This is a genomic window from Pseudomonas monteilii NBRC 103158 = DSM 14164, assembly GCF_000730605.1.
Taxonomy (GTDB): domain Bacteria; phylum Pseudomonadota; class Gammaproteobacteria; order Pseudomonadales; family Pseudomonadaceae; genus Aquipseudomonas; species Aquipseudomonas monteilii.
On the sequence record NZ_BBIS01000017.1, the window covers coordinates 118451 to 132372 of the forward strand.

Sequence of the window (13922 nt, forward strand, 5' to 3'; positions counted from 1 at the left end):
TTTCAGGTAATATCAATGATGAACAGAACCTGTGCCCCAAGGCACACCTCGTCATCAATCTTTTTGCCCATCAGTTGCTGCCCCAGCGGCGAACGCGGGGTAATCACTGTTACCAACTCATCTCCTTCGCCAATCTTCAGCCCCGCCGCTTCAGGCCCAAGGAACAGCTGGCGTTGGCTACCTTCCTCATCCTCCAGTTTCACCAGGTTGCTCACCTGCACCCCGCGTGCGGGGTCATAGTCGCGCAGCAGTAATTGCTGGTAGATCAGCAGCGCCTGGCGAATCTGGGCACTGCGCCGGGCCTGGCCGGTGGCCAGGTATGAGGCTTCCAGGCCCAGGGTGTCGTACTTGTTCTCGGCGATGTTCTCTTCGGCGGTGGCAGCCTCGTAGGCGGTTTGCGCCGCACGGGTCAGCACGTCCAGATCATGCGTGAGGATGGCGACGATCTGCGCCAGCAGGTGGGGCTTGTCCATGGTCAGTAACAGAACTCCAGCACATTGGCCTGGCTTTTGTCGGTAGGGGCGGTGCGGTTCTGCTGCAGCCAGAACTGGCACTTGGGGCTGTTGAGGTTGCGCGGGTTACCTTGGGCAGCTTCGGCGGCCTGTTGCTGTTCCTGCTTGTGCAGGATGTCCTTGTAGCGGTCGAACATCTCGGCCTGGGCATCCGCTGTCGGGGCTGCTGCCGGCGCCGGTGCTGGCGGGTAGACGCTAGGGAGCAGCGCCTGGGCCAACGGCTGCACTTGCTGCGGCCACACCAACAGGGCCAGCCAGGCGCTCGCCACGATGGCCACCGCGCCCAGCCAAAGGCCAAAGGCAACGCACAGGATCAACGGCAACGGCTTGAGGGTGATTTTCAGTTCACGCTGGCGGGGCATGGCAGCCTCCTGGCAAGGTCGGTCGGGGTGCATTGTGGCATGCACTTGGGCATTTTTCCGCGCAGGTGCTTTTGTCGGCGACAATTTATGCGCAGAATTCGTGGTTTTTGCACCGGTACGGGAGGGGCGCATGAAAGCCACCTGGGACATCTTCTGCAGTGTCGTCGACAACTACGGCGATATTGGCGTGACCTGGCGCCTGGCCCGGCAGCTGGTGGCTGAGCACGGCCTGGCGGTGCGCCTGTGGGTGGATGACCTGAACGCTTTCACGCCCATGTGCCCCGGCGCCGATGCCACTGCTACGCAACAGTGGCAGCAGGGTGTGGAAGTGCGCCAATGGCCGGCGGCCTGGTTGCCGGTGGAACCGGCTGATGTGGTGATCGGTGCATTCGCCTGCCAGTTGCCGTCGCCTTATGTGGAGGCCATGCGTGCCTGCGCCACGCCGCCGCTGTGGCTGAACCTGGAATACCTCAGTGCCGAGGACTGGGTGGAAGGCTGCCATGGCTTGCCGTCGCCGCAGCCTAACGGCCTGCGCAAGGTGTTTTTCTTCCCCGGCTTTACCGAGAAGACCGGTGGCCTGCTGCGCGAAGGCTCGCTGCTGGCGCGGCGTGACGTGTTCCTGCAGGGGGCAAGGCGGGCCTTCTTGCAGGGGCTTGGCGTAAACCCCAAAGCAGGGGCGTTGCTGGTTTCGCTGTTCGCCTACGAAAACCCGCAGTTGGGCAATTGGCTTGATGCCCTGGCCACAAGCGAGCAGCCTTGTCACCTGGTGGTGCCGCAGGGACGCGTTGTCGCAGGGCTCAGCCAGTGGCTTGGCGAGCCGACGTTACCCGTGGGCAGCCTGCGCAAACGAGGGGCACTGACGGTGCAGGTGCTGCCTTTCGTCAGCCAGGACGACTACGACCGGCTGCTGTGGAGCTGTGATTTCAACGCGGTGCGCGGCGAAGACTCGTTCGTGCGTGCGCAGTGGGCCGGGCAACCGATGCTGTGGCACATCTACATACAGGACGAAAACGCCCACTGGGAAAAGCTCGAAGCGTTTCTCGGGCATTATCGACGCGGCCTGTCAGAAGCAGCCGATGCCGCCCTGCTGGGCCTATGGCGTGCCTGGAACATGGATCTCGACATGGGCCAGGCCTGGCGGGCGGCCCGTCAGCATTGGCCGGAACTGCAGCAGCATGCCCGCCTTTGGGCTGGGCAACAGGCCGCTCAGCCGGACCTTGCCACAGCGCTAGTACACTTTTGCCGAAATTCGCTATGATACGCGGCCTCGATTTTTATAAATCCATCCAGATTCGGATACTTCGTAATGAAAACTGGTAAAGAACTGAAACCCGGTACCGTCCTGCGGATCGACAACGACCCGTGGCTGGTTCAAAAAGCTGAGTTCACCAAGTCGGGCCGTAACAGCGCGATCATGAAGACCAAGCTGAAGAACCTGCTGACCGGCTACAAGACCGAAACCGTATACGGTGCGGACGACAAGCTGGACGACGTGATCCTGGATCGCAAAGAAGCGACCCTGTCGTTCATCAGCGGTGACTCGTACACCTTCATGGACACCACCGACTACACCATGTACGAACTGAACGCCGAAGACATCGACGCCGTTCTGCCGTACATCGAAGAAGGCATGGAAGACATCTGCGAAGCCGTGTTCTTCGAAGGCCGCCTGGTATCGGTTGAACTGCCGACCACCATCAGCCGTCAGGTTGTCTACACCGAGAACGCTGCTCGCGGCGACACCTCGGGCAAGGTCATGAAGCCTGCCAAACTGAAGAACGGTACCGAGATCCAGGTTGCCGACTTCATCCAGATCGACGAGTGGATCGACATCGACACTCGCGACAACAGCTTCAAAGGCCGCTCCAAGAAGTAATTCTTCTTGTGAAACGCAAAAAACCCGGCCTCGGCCGGGTTTTTTTGTGCCTGTGATTTACACGGTCACGTGCAGGCGTACATCCACGTTGCCGCGGGTAGCGTTGGAGTACGGGCACACCTTGTGCGCTTTTTCCACCAGCCCTTCGGCATCGGCCTGGGCCAGGCCCGGCAGGTTGATGTGCAGGTCGATGTCCAGGCCGAAACCGCCCGGGATCTGGCCGATGCCCACCTTGGCGGTGATCGAGGCATCGGCCGGCAGGGCTTTTTTCTCTTGCCCGGCTACAAATTTGAGGGCGCCGATGAAGCAGGCCGAGTAACCGGCGGCGAACATCTGCTCTGGGTTGGTGCCGTCACCGCCGGCGCCGCCCAGTTCCTTGGGGGTGCTCAGGCTGACGACCAGCTTGCCGTCGCTGGACTTGGATTTGCCGTCGCGCCCACCGGTGGAGGTAGCTTCTGCGATGTACAGCGGAGTGACCTTTTGCATCTTGAGCCTCGCTAATGTGCTGTGCGCTTCCTGTTCGGGGGAGGGCGCGGGTTGGTGTGGGATTTAATTTAGCGCGCAATTAGTTAGCGCGCAAGATAAATCGTCACCGCTCATCCGAACGGCCATTGCACAGCATAGCTTTCAGAGGTTTTTCTGCAGGTTCTCGCGCAGGTTCAGCAGGTCGGCCTGCAGTTGTTGCAGCTGCGCCAGGCTGTACCCACTGGCCTTGAGGATGCACTGAGGCACCTCTTTGGCCTGCTGCTGCAAGGCGCGGCCCTTGTCGGTCAGTTGCACCATTACTACCCGTTCGTCTTCGCGGCTGCGGTTGCGTTGCAACAGGCCTTCGCTTTCAAGGCGCTTTAGCAGCGGGGTCAGTGAGCCCGGGTCGGTGAGCAGGTGTTGGCTGATCTCGCCCACGGTCAGGCCGTCGCGCTCCCACAGCACGAGCATGGCCAGGTACTGTGGGTAGGTCAGGCCCAAGGCCTGCAGCAGCGGTTTGTAGACCTTGGTCATCAGCAACGAGGTGGAGTGCAGGGCAAAGCAGACCTGGTTGTCCAGCAGCAGCTCGTCACAGGAGGCTTGGGTGTCGGCGTTCATGCAGGTCCTTGAAGGCAAAAATGGGGAATTCTGGCTCGCTGATCATTAGTGCGCGCATTACTCGTGCAGTTCACTGCGCAAGGCCAGGTCCCAGGGTGGAACCGGGCTGAAGCGGCTCTTGAGGAATTCGAGCAGCAAACGGCTGCGAGAGTTCGTTTTGTGTTCCAGGCGTAGCGCGTAAATACCGCTGGTTTCGGCTTCGGGCAGGCCGCCATCGCAAAACAACGGGACCAGTTCGCCGCGCAAAAGGTACTCGCTGATCAGCCAGGTGGGCAGGTGGGCAACACCCAGGCCGGCGAGGGCGCCGAACAGCAGGGTTTCGGCATTGTTGGCGGCCATGCGCATGCGCGCGGGGCGATACAGGCGGGTTTGCCCGGCTACGTTGAAGCGCCAGGCGAACGGCGGTGCCAGGCCGTCCCAGTCCAGGCCGTCGTGCCCGGGCAGTTCGCTGGGGCAGGTAGGGATGCCTCGGTTGGCCAGATAAGCCGGGCTGGCGCACGCGATGCGTACCATGTAGGCCAGCGGCGTAGCGACCAGGCGGGTGTCGGCCAGGGGGCCGGCGCGCAGTACCAGGTCGACCTCGCCCAGGTGGCTGCCATGCAGGTCGACGAAGCTGTCGATCAGGCGCAACTGCACGTCCAGGCCAGGGTAGGCCACCAGGAAGTCGGCGATGGCCGGGGCCAAGTGGCGGCGGCCGAACGCGGCGGGGGCATCGATGCGGATCAGCCCTTCTGGGGCGTTGCTCAGCGATACCGCCTCGGCCCGGGCCAGGCGCAGTTCCTCGATGATGCGCCTGGCCCGGTCGGCAAACGCATTGCCCGCAGGGGTGGCACGCACGGCGTGGGTGCTGCGGGTGAACAGGCGGCTGCCCACGGCGGTTTCCAGGTTGTCGATGCGCCGGGCCACGGCAGACGGGGTCAGCGGATGGCGGCGGGCGGCGGCTGAAAAGCTGCCGGTCTCCAGCACATCGAGGAACAGGCTCAGTTGGTCGGTGAGGGCATCGGGGCTCATGGTTGCCTTGCTTTTGCGAAATGCGCACAGCCATTGTGCGCTGCTGTGCGTTTCCCTGCCAGCCCGCAATCGTTAGCATGCTCGCAATATCTGTATAGGCGGACGAGGCCCTGATGATCGAGTGGTTGTTGTATATCGTGCTGGGCGCTGCCCTGGGCACCATGGGGGGGCTGTTCGGCATTGGTGGCGGGCTGATCGCGATTCCGGCGCTGGGCGTGCTGTTCGGCCTGGACCAGCAACTGGCGCAGGGTACGGCGCTGGTGATGGTGGTGCCGAACGTGTTGCTGGCGCTGTGGCGGTACCACCAGCGCAACCGCATCGAACTGCGCCATGCCGTGCCGCTGTCGGCGTGCAGCTTCCTGTTTGCCTGGCTGGGGTCGATCTGGGCCGTGGGGCTGGATGCGCATTCCATGCGCCTGGGTTTTGTCGGCTTTCTGGTAGCGCTGGCGGTGTGGAACGTGGCCCGGATGTTCATGAAAGTGTCACCGCCGAGTGCCGAACTGCGCTATGCCTGGCCGTGGCTGGGCGTGCTGGGCAGTTTTGCCGGCACCATGGGCGGGTTGTTCGGGGTGGGGGGGGCCGTGGTGGCTACGCCAATCCTGACCAGTGTGTTTGGCACCACCCAGGTGGTGGCGCAGGGGTTGTCGCTGGCGTTGGCGGCGCCGAGCACCTTGGTGACGTTGGTTACGTATGGCGTGCACCATAGCGTTGACTGGGGCGTGGGGCTTCCACTGGCGGTGGGCGGTTTGCTCAGCATCAGCTGGGGGGTGAAGTTGGCCCATGCGCTGCCCGAGAAGGTATTGCGGGCGATGTTCTGTGTGTTTTTGGTGGTGTGTGCGGTGATGCTCGGGTTTGAACTTTGAGATTGTGGGGCCGCAAAACGGCCCCCAATTACTTGAACCCTTCAACGATGTAGTCGGCCATGCAGTCGGTGATGGGTGACTGGGTCTGGGTGTTGCGCAACAGCATCACATTGGCCATGGGCAACTGCGGCAGCCCGTCCTGTTCGCCCAGGATGCGGATGTTTCCGCCAATCAGACTCTGTAATTGCGCCGTCACCGCCAAGCCTGCCGTGACAATGGCAAAGATCGCCGCCAGGCTGGGGCTGGTATAGGCAATGCGGTAGTCGATGCCCTGTGCTTCCAGTGCATTGCACGTCCAGGCCCGGCAGAAACAGTCGGTATTGAACAGCGCCACTGGCATCGGCCGCTGCTCTTGCGGGCAAAAGCCTTCGGCGGCGGCCCACACCAGGCGTTCCTGGCGCAACAACTGGCCAACCTCGTTGCCCGGCTCGCGCGTGACGATGGTAAGGTCCAGGTCCTGGCGCAGCATCAGCTGTTTGGACGAGTCGCAATGCACTTCTACCTGTACCAGAGGGTAGGCCTGGGCAAAGCTCGACAGAATGGTCGGCAAAAAGCGCATGGCGTAGTCGTCTGGCGTGCCGATACGCACCAGCCCGACCATGTGCGGCATGCGCAAGGTATTGAACACCTCGCCATGCAGCTTGAGGATGCGCCGGGCATAGCCCAGCAACACCTGGCCTTCAGCGGTGAGCCTGACCTGGCGGCCGTCACGCTCGAACAGCTGGCGCTGCAGAATGTCTTCTTCCAGGCGTTTCATCTGCATGCTCACCGCCGACTGGGTGCGGTTGACCACTTCGCCAGCGCGCGTGAAACCGCCTTGCTCGGCAATGGCGACGAAGGTGCGCAGCACGTCCGCATCGAGGCTCTGGTACTGGGACATTGCATCAATCTCCGAGATGCATGGCATCAGAAACATTCGTTGGATTGATCTTAAGCCCGGCGCGAGACTGAGGCCATCCAACACGGAGGGCTTCACGATGAAAGGTCATGTCAGCAGCATCCAGCAACCTGCTTTCTCCCTGAACCATCTGTGGCATGCGGCCCTGCAGCGGCCGGTGCGCTGGCTGGAGTTGTACCGCCAGCGGCGAGAACTGGCCGCCCTCAGCGATGCTACCTTGCAGGACCTGGGGCTGAGCCGGGCGGATGTCCAGCAAGAGGCCGAGCGGCCTTTCTGGGATGATCCGTTGAGAAAGTGAGTTTGGGCTGGGGGGCTTGTCTTTAGCTTTTCAGCGCCTTTGAGATCGAGCGCCGCGCGGGCGGCGCTCGATCTCACAGGCGGCACAAACCCCAAGGCATGCGCCCCAGCCTCACCGCCGTACTTGCTTCAACGTCTCGGCAATCAAAAATGCCAGCTCCAGCGACTGATCGGCATTCATCCGTGGGTCACAATGGGTGTGATAGCGGTCAGACAACGCATCTTCAGTGATCGGCCGGGCGCCGCCGATGCATTCGGTGACGTTCTGCCCGGTCATCTCGATATGGATGCCGCCAGCATGGCTGCCCTCGGCCTGGTGTACCTGGAAGAACTGCTTCACTTCATCCAGGATCTGCGCAAAGTCGCGGGTCTTGTAGCCGGTGCTGGCCTTGATGGTATTGCCGTGCATCGGGTCCGAGCTCCACAGCACCTTTCGCCCCTCGCGTTCGACGGTGCGGATCAGCCCCGGCAGGTGGTCGCCAACCTTGCTCGCCCCCATGCGCACGATCAGGTTCAGGCGCCCGGGGTCATTGGCCGGGTTGAGCGTGTCGATCAGGCGTATCAGCTCTTCAGGGTTCATGCTGGGGCCGACCTTGACCCCGATCGGGTTGTGCACCCCACGCAGGAACTCCACATGGGCACCGTCCAGTTGGCGGGTGCGGTCGCCTATCCACAGCATGTGCGCCGAGCAGTCGTAGTAGTCGCCGGTCAGGCTGTCCTGGCGCACGAAGGCTTCTTCATAGTTCAGCAGCAGTGCTTCGTGGGCAGTGAAGAAGCTGGTTTCACGCAGTTGCGGCGCGCTGTCCAGGCCACAGGCGCGCATGAACGCCAGGGTTTCGTCAATGCGGTTGGCCAGCTGGTGGTACTTGTCGGCCAGCGCCGAGTTGGCAATGAAGTCCAGGTTCCACTTGTGCACCTGGTGCAGGTCGGCAAAGCCGCCCTGGGCAAAGGCGCGCAGCAGGTTGAGGCTGGCGGTGGCCTGGTGGTAGGCCTGCAGCAGGCGATCCGGGTCGGGGATGCGGCTTTTGGCATCAAAACCGATGCCGTTGACGATGTCGCCACGGTAGGCGGGCAGGGTGATGTCGCCGATGGTTTCATCGCCCGAGGAACGTGGCTTGGCAAACTGGCCGGCCATGCGGCCTACCTTGACCACCGGGCAGCCGGCGGCAAAGGTCATCACGATTGCCATTTGCAGCAGCACCTTGAAGGTGTCGCGGATTTTCGCCGCCGAGAACTCGGCGAAGCTCTCGGCGCAGTCGCCCCCCTGCAGCAGGAAGGCGCGCCCTTCGGTCACCTCGGCAAACTGGCGGCGCAGCTCGCGTGCCTCGCCCGCGAACACCAGCGGCGGGTAGCTGGCCAGGGTTTGTTCAACCTTCAGCAAATGCGCCGCGTCGGGGTAGGTCGGTTGCTGCTGGATCGGCAGGGCGCGCCAGCTGTCAGGGCTCCACGGTTGGTTCATCTCGGGCTCGGTCTTGTCGGTTGTAGGCTATGGGCCATGGTAACAGTTGGCGCTGCGCTTGTTGCATCGAGGGTGTTGACGGACAATGCGCGTTTTTGCGCGGGCGGGTGGTAAGCATGACGGCGGAACGGGAAGAGCGGCTGCTGGCACGGGTAGAGGACGCGTTTGGCGTCATCAGCGTGTACGAAGTAGACGACTACCGCTTTCTGGAATTCGGCGATGCCATCGAGCAAAGCTGTGTGTTCACGGCCGACCCGAGTTGGCTGGAGTACGACTACACACGCGCCATGCTGGTGGGGGCGCTGTGCCACGAGCAGCCCGAGAGTGCGCTGTTTCTTGGCCTGGGGGCCGGCACGCTGACCCAGGCCTGCATGAAGTTCCTGCCGCTGGAAGACATCGAAGCCATCGAACTGCGACCGGACGTGCCACGCCTGGCCATGGAGTACCTGGGGCTGGATGACGACCCTCGGCTGTATGTGCGTATCGGCGATGCCCTGGAGTTGCTGCCCACGGCGGAGAAGGCCGACCTGCTGTTCGTCGACCTGTACACCGACCACGGGCCGGGCGTGGGGCACCTGGCGTGGAACTTCCTGGAGAACTGCCAGCAGCAGTTGAACCCGGGCGGTTGGCTGGTGATCAACCAGTGGGCCACCGATGACGGCAAGCCGCTGGGTGCGGCGTTGCTGCGTGGGTTGTACCACCGGCATTACTGGGAGCTGCCGGTGAAGGAAGGCAATGTGATCTTGCTGGTGCCGGCTGATCTGGAACAATCGCTGGACCTGGAAGGCTTGCGGGCGCGTGCCGAAGCGCTGGCACCTCGGTTGGGGTATAGCCTTGAGGGGTTGATCCGCGAGATTCGGCCGGCTACCTGAATGCCTGGCACGGTCAGTGTAGGAGCGGCCGCGTCAGCCTTGAAAGAATTATCGATTCAGCTTGATGCAATTGATGGCCCGACAATGGCCTTTCACCGCGAAAATATTCCTCACGTCCCCGCACGATTTCGGGTATAGTACGCGCCGGTCTTTTAGCGGACCTCAAAATCAGGTGGTGCAAATCCTCCGAGTCCAGCTTCGGCTGCACGTCCGCTAGGCGGACCTTCCCACGTTTTCTTTTTCAATCGTTTTCGCAAATCCCCGCCGCCAAAGCTGCCTGGGTGACCTGACGGTCTTTCAAGGCATGTGCAGCTTTGGAGCATGGGTCTTTGCGGATGCACCTAGAGGCAGACCCATGACCCAGGAAACCGGCGGCTTCGCCGCTCTCGATCTTAATCCGAATATTGTTGCTGCCGTTCTGGCGACCGGCTACGAAGAGCCGTCCGCCATTCAGCAACAATCGATCCCGATCATCCTCGCCGGTCACGACATGATCGGCCAGGCGCAGACGGGCACCGGCAAGACCGCTGCCTTCGCCCTGCCGATCCTCAACAAGATCGATGTGAGCAAGCGCGAACCGCAAGCCCTGATCCTGGCGCCAACCCGTGAGTTGGCGCTGCAAGTTGCTACCGCTTTCGAAACTTACGCCAAGCAGATGCCAGGCGTGAACGTGGTTGCCGTGTACGGTGGTGCCCCGATGGGCCCACAGCTGCGTGCAATCCGCAACGGCGCGCAAATCGTGGTGGCCACCCCGGGCCGCCTGTGCGACCACCTGCGTCGTGACGAAAAAGTCCTGTCGACCGTGCAGTACCTGGTGCTGGACGAAGCCGACGAGATGCTGAAGCTGGGCTTCATGGACGACCTCGAAGTGATCTTCGACGCAATCCCGGCTACCCGTCAGACCGTGCTGTTCTCCGCAACCCTGCCTTCGTCGATCCGTTCGATCGCCGAGCGCCACCTGCGTGAGCCCAAGCACGTCAAGATCCAGAGCAAGACCCAGACCGTTACCGCGATCGAGCAGGCTCACCTGATGGTCCACGCCGACCAGAAGATCCCGGCTGTGCTGCGTCTGCTGGAAGTGGAAGAGTTCGACGCGCTGATCGCCTTCGTGCGCACCAAGCAAGCCACCCTGGACCTGGCCGCCGCGCTGGAAGCCAAAGGCTACAAGGCTGCCGCGCTGAACGGCGACATCGCCCAGAACCAGCGTGAGCGCGTGATCGACTCGCTCAAGGATGGCCGCCTGGACATCGTCGTCGCCACCGACGTCGCCGCCCGTGGCCTGGACGTACCGCGCATCACTCACGTATTCAACGTTGACATGCCGTACGACCCGGAGTCCTACGTACACCGTATCGGCCGTACCGGCCGTGCCGGTCGCGATGGCCGTGCGCTGCTGCTGGTCACCCCGCGTGAGCGCCGCATGCTGCAGGTGATCGAGCGTGTTACCGGTCAGAAGGTAGCCGAAGCCCGCCTGCCGAATGCCCAGGCCGTGCTGGATGCCCGCATCAAGAAGCTGACTTCGAGCCTGGCGCCGCTGGTAGCCGAAGCCGAAGCCACCCACGGCGACCTGTTCGACCGCCTGACCACCGACCTGGGTTGCAGTGCCCGTGCCCTGGCTTCGGCCCTGCTGCGCAAGGCCACCAATGGCCAGGCGCTGGATCTGGCGGCGGTAGAGCGTGAGCAGCCGCTGGTGCCTAGCTTTGCCCCGCGTGGCGAGCGTACCGAGCGTGGTGAGCGTGGCGAGCGCCCAGACCGTGGCGACCGTGAGCGCCGTGCGCCAATGCCGCTGGCCGAAGGCCGTGTGCGTTGCCGTACTGCCTTGGGTGCCCGTGACGGCATCGCTGCCAAGAACCTGCTGGGTGCGATCCTCAACGAAGGTGGCCTGGCCCGTGACGCCATCGGTCGCATCCAGGTGCGCGACAGCTTCAGCCTGGTCGAGCTGCCGGAAGATGGCCTGGAGAAGCTGCTGTCCAAGCTCAAGGACACCCGCGTGGCTGGTAAGCAGCTGAAGCTGCGTCGCTACCGCGAGGATTGATCCTGGCGCAATGAAAAAATCCCCGGCCTTGGCTGGGGATTTTTTTGCCTGTGGGATTTTGGGGCGCCAAGCGCTCCTGGCTATCGTCAGTCGAACCGATAAATGTCCATCCCCAAAGCCCCTAAGGTAAACCCTTGGTGCACCACCCCAAACCTGTCCCCAGCTCCAAGGGCAAAAAACAGCGGCAGCAAATGCTCATCACTGGGATGGTTGCGCACCGCATACGGCGCTTGCTGCCGGTAATCCAGCAGCGCCGCCCGGTCATCCGCCTGCAACCGCTCCACCACCCAGTCCCTGAACGCCAGTGCCCAAGGCTCGATCACATCCGGCCCGGCGTGCCAGTCCAGCTCGCCCAGGTTATGGGTGATACTGCCCGAGCCAATCAGCAGAATACCTTCACGGCGCAGCCCCGCCAGCGCCTGGCCCACCTTCAATTGCAGCACCGGCCCCATGCGGCTGGGCAGCGATACCTGCACCACCGGAATGCTCGCATCCGGGTACATCAGCGACAGCGGCACCCAGGCGCCGTGGTCGAACGGCCGTTGCGCATCCAGCCGGGCCGGCAGGCCGGCATTCGTGAGTCGTTCGCTTACCTTGGCAGCCAGCGCAGGCTCGCCCGGCGCGGGGTACTGCACGGCGTACAACGCCGGCGGGAAGCCGTAGAAGTCATGCCAGGTTTCGGGTTGCGCGCTGCTGGTCACCAGCAGTTCAGGGCTTTCCCAGTGCGCCGACACCACCACGATGGCCTTCGGCCTTGGCAGGCTGTTGGCCAGCCCGGCCAGGGCCGGCCCGCTGGCACCCGGGTGCAGGGCGAGCATGGGGGAACCATGGGAGATGAACAGGCTGGGCAGCATGGCGAGGTCCTGAGGGTTAAGATGCACTCATCTTCGATCAGAAACTGATCGATATCCATCGCAAGTTTTACGCGTTTTCTATCGGTTTACTCGATAAACAAGGAGCAACCATGGAGCCAGCGTTCTGGCAAAAACGGTGGGCCGACAACCAGATCGGCTTCCACCAGGGGCAGGTCAATCCGTACCTGCAAGCGCACTGGCCAGCACTGGGCCTGGCGCCAGGCAGCCGCGTGCTGGTGCCGCTGTGCGGCAAAAGCCTGGACCTGGCCTGGCTGGCGGGGCAGGGGTACCACGTGTTGGGCGTGGAACTGTCGCGGCGGGCGGTGGAGGGCTTCTTCCGTGAGCATGGGCTTGAAGCCGAGGTGCGTCAGCAAGGCGCATTCGAGGTATGGCGCCAGGGTAACGTCGAACTGTGGTGTGGCGATTTCTTCGCGTTGCGCGCGCAGGACATTGGCGACTGCGTGGGGCTTTATGATCGGGCGGCGCTGATTGCGCTGCCGCTGCAGATGCGTGCGAAGTACATGGAGGCGTTGTCGGCGTTGTTGCCGGTGAGGTGTCAGGGGCTGTTGGTGACGCTGAATTATGACCAGGCGCTGCTGGATGGGCCGCCGTTTTCGGTGGGGGATGAAGAGGTGCGGCAGGGGTTGGTCGGGTGGCAGGTGGATGAGCTGGAAGTTGTAGAGCTTATTCAGGAAAGCCCGAAGTTTTCGCAGGCCGGGGCTTCCAGCCTGTTGGAGCGGGTGTATCGGGTCCGCCGGTGACGCACGCATGAAAAAGGGCGACCGAAGTCGCCCTTTTTGCATTGCCAAGTGGATCAACCGCGACGGCGCAGGGCCTCGATACGGTCTTCCAGCGGCGGGTGGCTCATCAGCAGCCCGGCCAGGCCGTGCTTCAGGCCGCCGTTGATGCCGAAGGCCTTCATGGTGTCAGGCATGTGCACCGGCAGACCTTGCTCTACGCGCAGGCGCTGCAGGGCGCCGATCATCGCTGCGGTACCGGCCAGCTGCGCACCGGCCTCGTCGGCGCGGTATTCGCGGCGGCGCGAGAACCACATCACGATCATGCTGGCCAGGATGCCCAGGATCAGCTCGGCAACGATGGTTGCCACGTAGTAGGCAATGCCTTGGCCTTCTTCGTTCTTGAAAATGACCTTGTCGACGAAGTTGCCGATGATGCGTGCGAAGAACATCACGAAGGTGTTCACCACGCCCTGCACCAGCGCCAGGGTGACCATGTCGCCGTTGGCCACGTGGCCGATTTCGTGGGCCAACACCGCACGCACTTCATCGGGCGAGAAACGCTCCAGCAGGCCCTGGGACACGGCCACCAGCGCGTCGTTGCGGTTCCAGCCGGTGGCGAAGGCGTTGGCCTCGTACGCCGGGAAAATACCCACCTCGGGCATTTTGATGCCCGCTTCACGGGACAGCTCTTCGACCGTTTGCAGCAGCCACTGCTCGTGGCGGGTGCGCGGCTGGCTGATGATCTGGGTGCCGGTGCTCATCTTCGCCATCCACTTGGAGATGAAGAGCGAGACCAGGGAGCCGGCAAAGCCGAACACGGCGCAGAACACCAGCAGGCTGCTGAGGTTCAGGTCGACCCCGTTGGCGGCCATGAACCCGTTGAAACCGAACAGGCTCAGGGTAATGCTTGCAACCAGCACCACCGCGAGGTTGGTGGCCACAAACAACAGAATGCGCATCATGGTTGTTACGTTCTCCTGACGGATGAATTGTCGCTTACTGCGGGGTATATAAGGGGCCTGCCGCGCCGATTCAATCGGGCGACTATTTCAAACTGTGT

General features: G+C 62.8%; 16 protein-coding genes. 7 read left to right on the forward strand and 9 right to left on the reverse strand.

Features of this window, described 5'->3' with window-relative positions:
- Nucleotides 1-2: 2 nt before the first annotated feature.
- Both PM2_RS10270 and PM2_RS10275 read right to left on the reverse strand, forming a co-directional pair.
- Entirely contained in the window at nt 3-473 is a 471-nt protein-coding gene (locus tag PM2_RS10270) for a GreA/GreB family elongation factor (protein WP_016715089.1), read from the reverse strand.
- A gap of 2 nt (nt 474-475) precedes the next feature.
- Entirely contained in the window at nt 476-874 is a 399-nt protein-coding gene (locus PM2_RS10275) for a hypothetical protein (protein WP_028698655.1), read from the reverse strand.
- Nucleotides 875-1004: 130 nt separating this feature from the next.
- Between PM2_RS10275 and earP the strand changes: the two genes are divergently transcribed.
- Together earP and efp are read left to right on the forward strand one after the other, a co-directional pair.
- Nucleotides 1005-2132, forward strand: coding sequence for an elongation factor P maturation arginine rhamnosyltransferase EarP (gene earP / locus PM2_RS10280; RefSeq protein ID WP_028698654.1), 1128 nt, complete (start codon nt 1005-1007; stop codon nt 2130-2132).
- A 48-nt stretch (nt 2133-2180) separates the two neighbouring features.
- Nucleotides 2181-2750, forward strand: coding sequence for an elongation factor P (efp, locus tag PM2_RS10285; RefSeq protein WP_012271109.1), 570 nt, complete (start codon nt 2181-2183; stop codon nt 2748-2750).
- Between the two features lie 57 nt (nt 2751-2807).
- Here efp and PM2_RS10290 read toward each other — a convergent pair whose 3' ends face one another.
- From PM2_RS10290 to PM2_RS10300, 3 genes are all read right to left on the reverse strand, one after another.
- Nucleotides 2808-3236 carry an organic hydroperoxide resistance protein gene (locus PM2_RS10290; protein WP_012271110.1) on the reverse strand — a complete coding sequence of 143 codons (429 nt, stop codon included), beginning with the start codon at nt 3234-3236 and terminating at the stop codon, nt 2808-2810.
- A gap of 141 nt (nt 3237-3377) precedes the next feature.
- The gene (locus tag PM2_RS10295) at nt 3378-3833 is read right to left on the reverse strand and encodes a MarR family winged helix-turn-helix transcriptional regulator (RefSeq protein WP_016715092.1); all 456 of its coding nucleotides are present in this window, start codon (nt 3831-3833) and stop codon (nt 3378-3380) included.
- 57 nt (nt 3834-3890) lie between these two features.
- A complete protein-coding gene (locus PM2_RS10300; RefSeq protein ID WP_028698653.1) occupies nt 3891-4844 on the reverse strand; it encodes a LysR family transcriptional regulator in 954 nt (317 codons plus the stop codon).
- Nucleotides 4845-4957: 113 nt separating this feature from the next.
- Between PM2_RS10300 and PM2_RS10305 the strand changes: the two genes are divergently transcribed.
- Nucleotides 4958-5707, forward strand: coding sequence for a sulfite exporter TauE/SafE family protein (locus PM2_RS10305; RefSeq protein WP_025754763.1), 750 nt, complete (start codon nt 4958-4960; stop codon nt 5705-5707).
- Between the two features lie 28 nt (nt 5708-5735).
- On the opposite strand, the gene PM2_RS10310 is transcribed toward PM2_RS10305, so the two are convergent.
- The gene (locus PM2_RS10310; protein WP_025754764.1) at nt 5736-6587 is read right to left on the reverse strand and encodes a LysR substrate-binding domain-containing protein; all 852 of its coding nucleotides are present in this window, start codon (nt 6585-6587) and stop codon (nt 5736-5738) included.
- Nucleotides 6588-6684: 97 nt separating this feature from the next.
- Here PM2_RS10310 and PM2_RS10315 point away from each other — a divergent pair, with 97 nt between their 5' ends.
- A complete protein-coding gene (locus PM2_RS10315; RefSeq protein WP_028698652.1) occupies nt 6685-6903 on the forward strand; it encodes a DUF1127 domain-containing protein in 219 nt (72 codons plus the stop codon).
- Between the two features lie 111 nt (nt 6904-7014).
- On the opposite strand, the gene PM2_RS10320 is transcribed toward PM2_RS10315, so the two are convergent.
- Nucleotides 7015-8361, reverse strand: coding sequence for a class II 3-deoxy-7-phosphoheptulonate synthase (locus tag PM2_RS10320; protein ID WP_016715096.1), 1347 nt, complete (start codon nt 8359-8361; stop codon nt 7015-7017).
- 116 nt (nt 8362-8477) lie between these two features.
- Here PM2_RS10320 and PM2_RS10325 point away from each other — a divergent pair, with 116 nt between their 5' ends.
- Nucleotides 8478-9233: a spermidine synthase gene (locus PM2_RS10325; protein ID WP_016715097.1), complete on the forward strand. Its 756-nt coding sequence runs from the start codon at nt 8478-8480 to the stop codon at nt 9231-9233.
- Nucleotides 9234-9588: 355 nt separating this feature from the next.
- Nucleotides 9589-11268 carry a DEAD/DEAH box helicase gene (locus tag PM2_RS10330; protein WP_016715098.1) on the forward strand — a complete coding sequence of 560 codons (1680 nt, stop codon included), beginning with the start codon at nt 9589-9591 and terminating at the stop codon, nt 11266-11268.
- 86 nt (nt 11269-11354) lie between these two features.
- Here the strand turns inward: PM2_RS10330 and PM2_RS10335 are convergent, their stop codons facing one another.
- Nucleotides 11355-12122, reverse strand: coding sequence for a DODA-type extradiol aromatic ring-opening family dioxygenase (locus PM2_RS10335; protein ID WP_028698651.1), 768 nt, complete (start codon nt 12120-12122; stop codon nt 11355-11357).
- Between the two features lie 110 nt (nt 12123-12232).
- On the opposite strand from PM2_RS10335, the gene PM2_RS10340 reads away from it, so the two are divergent.
- Entirely contained in the window at nt 12233-12883 is a 651-nt protein-coding gene (locus PM2_RS10340; protein ID WP_028698650.1) for a thiopurine S-methyltransferase, read from the forward strand.
- A 53-nt stretch (nt 12884-12936) separates the two neighbouring features.
- Here the strand turns inward: PM2_RS10340 and htpX are convergent, their stop codons facing one another.
- Nucleotides 12937-13824 carry a protease HtpX gene (gene htpX / locus PM2_RS10345; RefSeq protein WP_016715101.1) on the reverse strand — a complete coding sequence of 296 codons (888 nt, stop codon included), beginning with the start codon at nt 13822-13824 and terminating at the stop codon, nt 12937-12939.
- Between the last annotated feature and the right edge of the window lie 98 nt (nt 13825-13922).

Bases quoted from the DNA above. Each gene is read 5' to 3' on its own strand.
- PM2_RS10335 (WP_028698651.1), bottom strand. From the start codon at position 12,122: ATGCTGCCCAGCCTGTTCATCTCCCATGGTTCCCCCATGCTCGCCCTG.
- PM2_RS10295 (WP_016715092.1), bottom strand. From the start codon at position 3,833: ATGAACGCCGACACCCAAGCCTCCTGTGACGAGCTGCTGCTGGACAAC.
- PM2_RS10315 (WP_028698652.1), top strand. From the start codon at position 6,685: ATGAAAGGTCATGTCAGCAGCATCCAGCAACCTGCTTTCTCCCTGAAC.
- PM2_RS10275 (WP_028698655.1), bottom strand. From the start codon at position 874: ATGCCCCGCCAGCGTGAACTGAAAATCACCCTCAAGCCGTTGCCGTTG.
- PM2_RS10310 (WP_025754764.1), bottom strand. From the start codon at position 6,587: ATGTCCCAGTACCAGAGCCTCGATGCGGACGTGCTGCGCACCTTCGTC.
- efp (WP_012271109.1), top strand. From the start codon at position 2,181: ATGAAAACTGGTAAAGAACTGAAACCCGGTACCGTCCTGCGGATCGAC.
- PM2_RS10290 (WP_012271110.1), bottom strand. From the start codon at position 3,236: ATGCAAAAGGTCACTCCGCTGTACATCGCAGAAGCTACCTCCACCGGT.
- earP (WP_028698654.1), top strand. From the start codon at position 1,005: ATGAAAGCCACCTGGGACATCTTCTGCAGTGTCGTCGACAACTACGGC.
- PM2_RS10270 (WP_016715089.1), bottom strand. From the start codon at position 473: ATGGACAAGCCCCACCTGCTGGCGCAGATCGTCGCCATCCTCACGCAT.
- PM2_RS10325 (WP_016715097.1), top strand. From the start codon at position 8,478: ATGACGGCGGAACGGGAAGAGCGGCTGCTGGCACGGGTAGAGGACGCG.
- PM2_RS10340 (WP_028698650.1), top strand. From the start codon at position 12,233: ATGGAGCCAGCGTTCTGGCAAAAACGGTGGGCCGACAACCAGATCGGC.
- PM2_RS10305 (WP_025754763.1), top strand. From the start codon at position 4,958: ATGATCGAGTGGTTGTTGTATATCGTGCTGGGCGCTGCCCTGGGCACC.
- PM2_RS10300 (WP_028698653.1), bottom strand. From the start codon at position 4,844: ATGAGCCCCGATGCCCTCACCGACCAACTGAGCCTGTTCCTCGATGTG.
- PM2_RS10320 (WP_016715096.1), bottom strand. From the start codon at position 8,361: ATGAACCAACCGTGGAGCCCTGACAGCTGGCGCGCCCTGCCGATCCAG.
- htpX (WP_016715101.1), bottom strand. From the start codon at position 13,824: ATGATGCGCATTCTGTTGTTTGTGGCCACCAACCTCGCGGTGGTGCTG.
- PM2_RS10330 (WP_016715098.1), top strand. From the start codon at position 9,589: ATGACCCAGGAAACCGGCGGCTTCGCCGCTCTCGATCTTAATCCGAAT.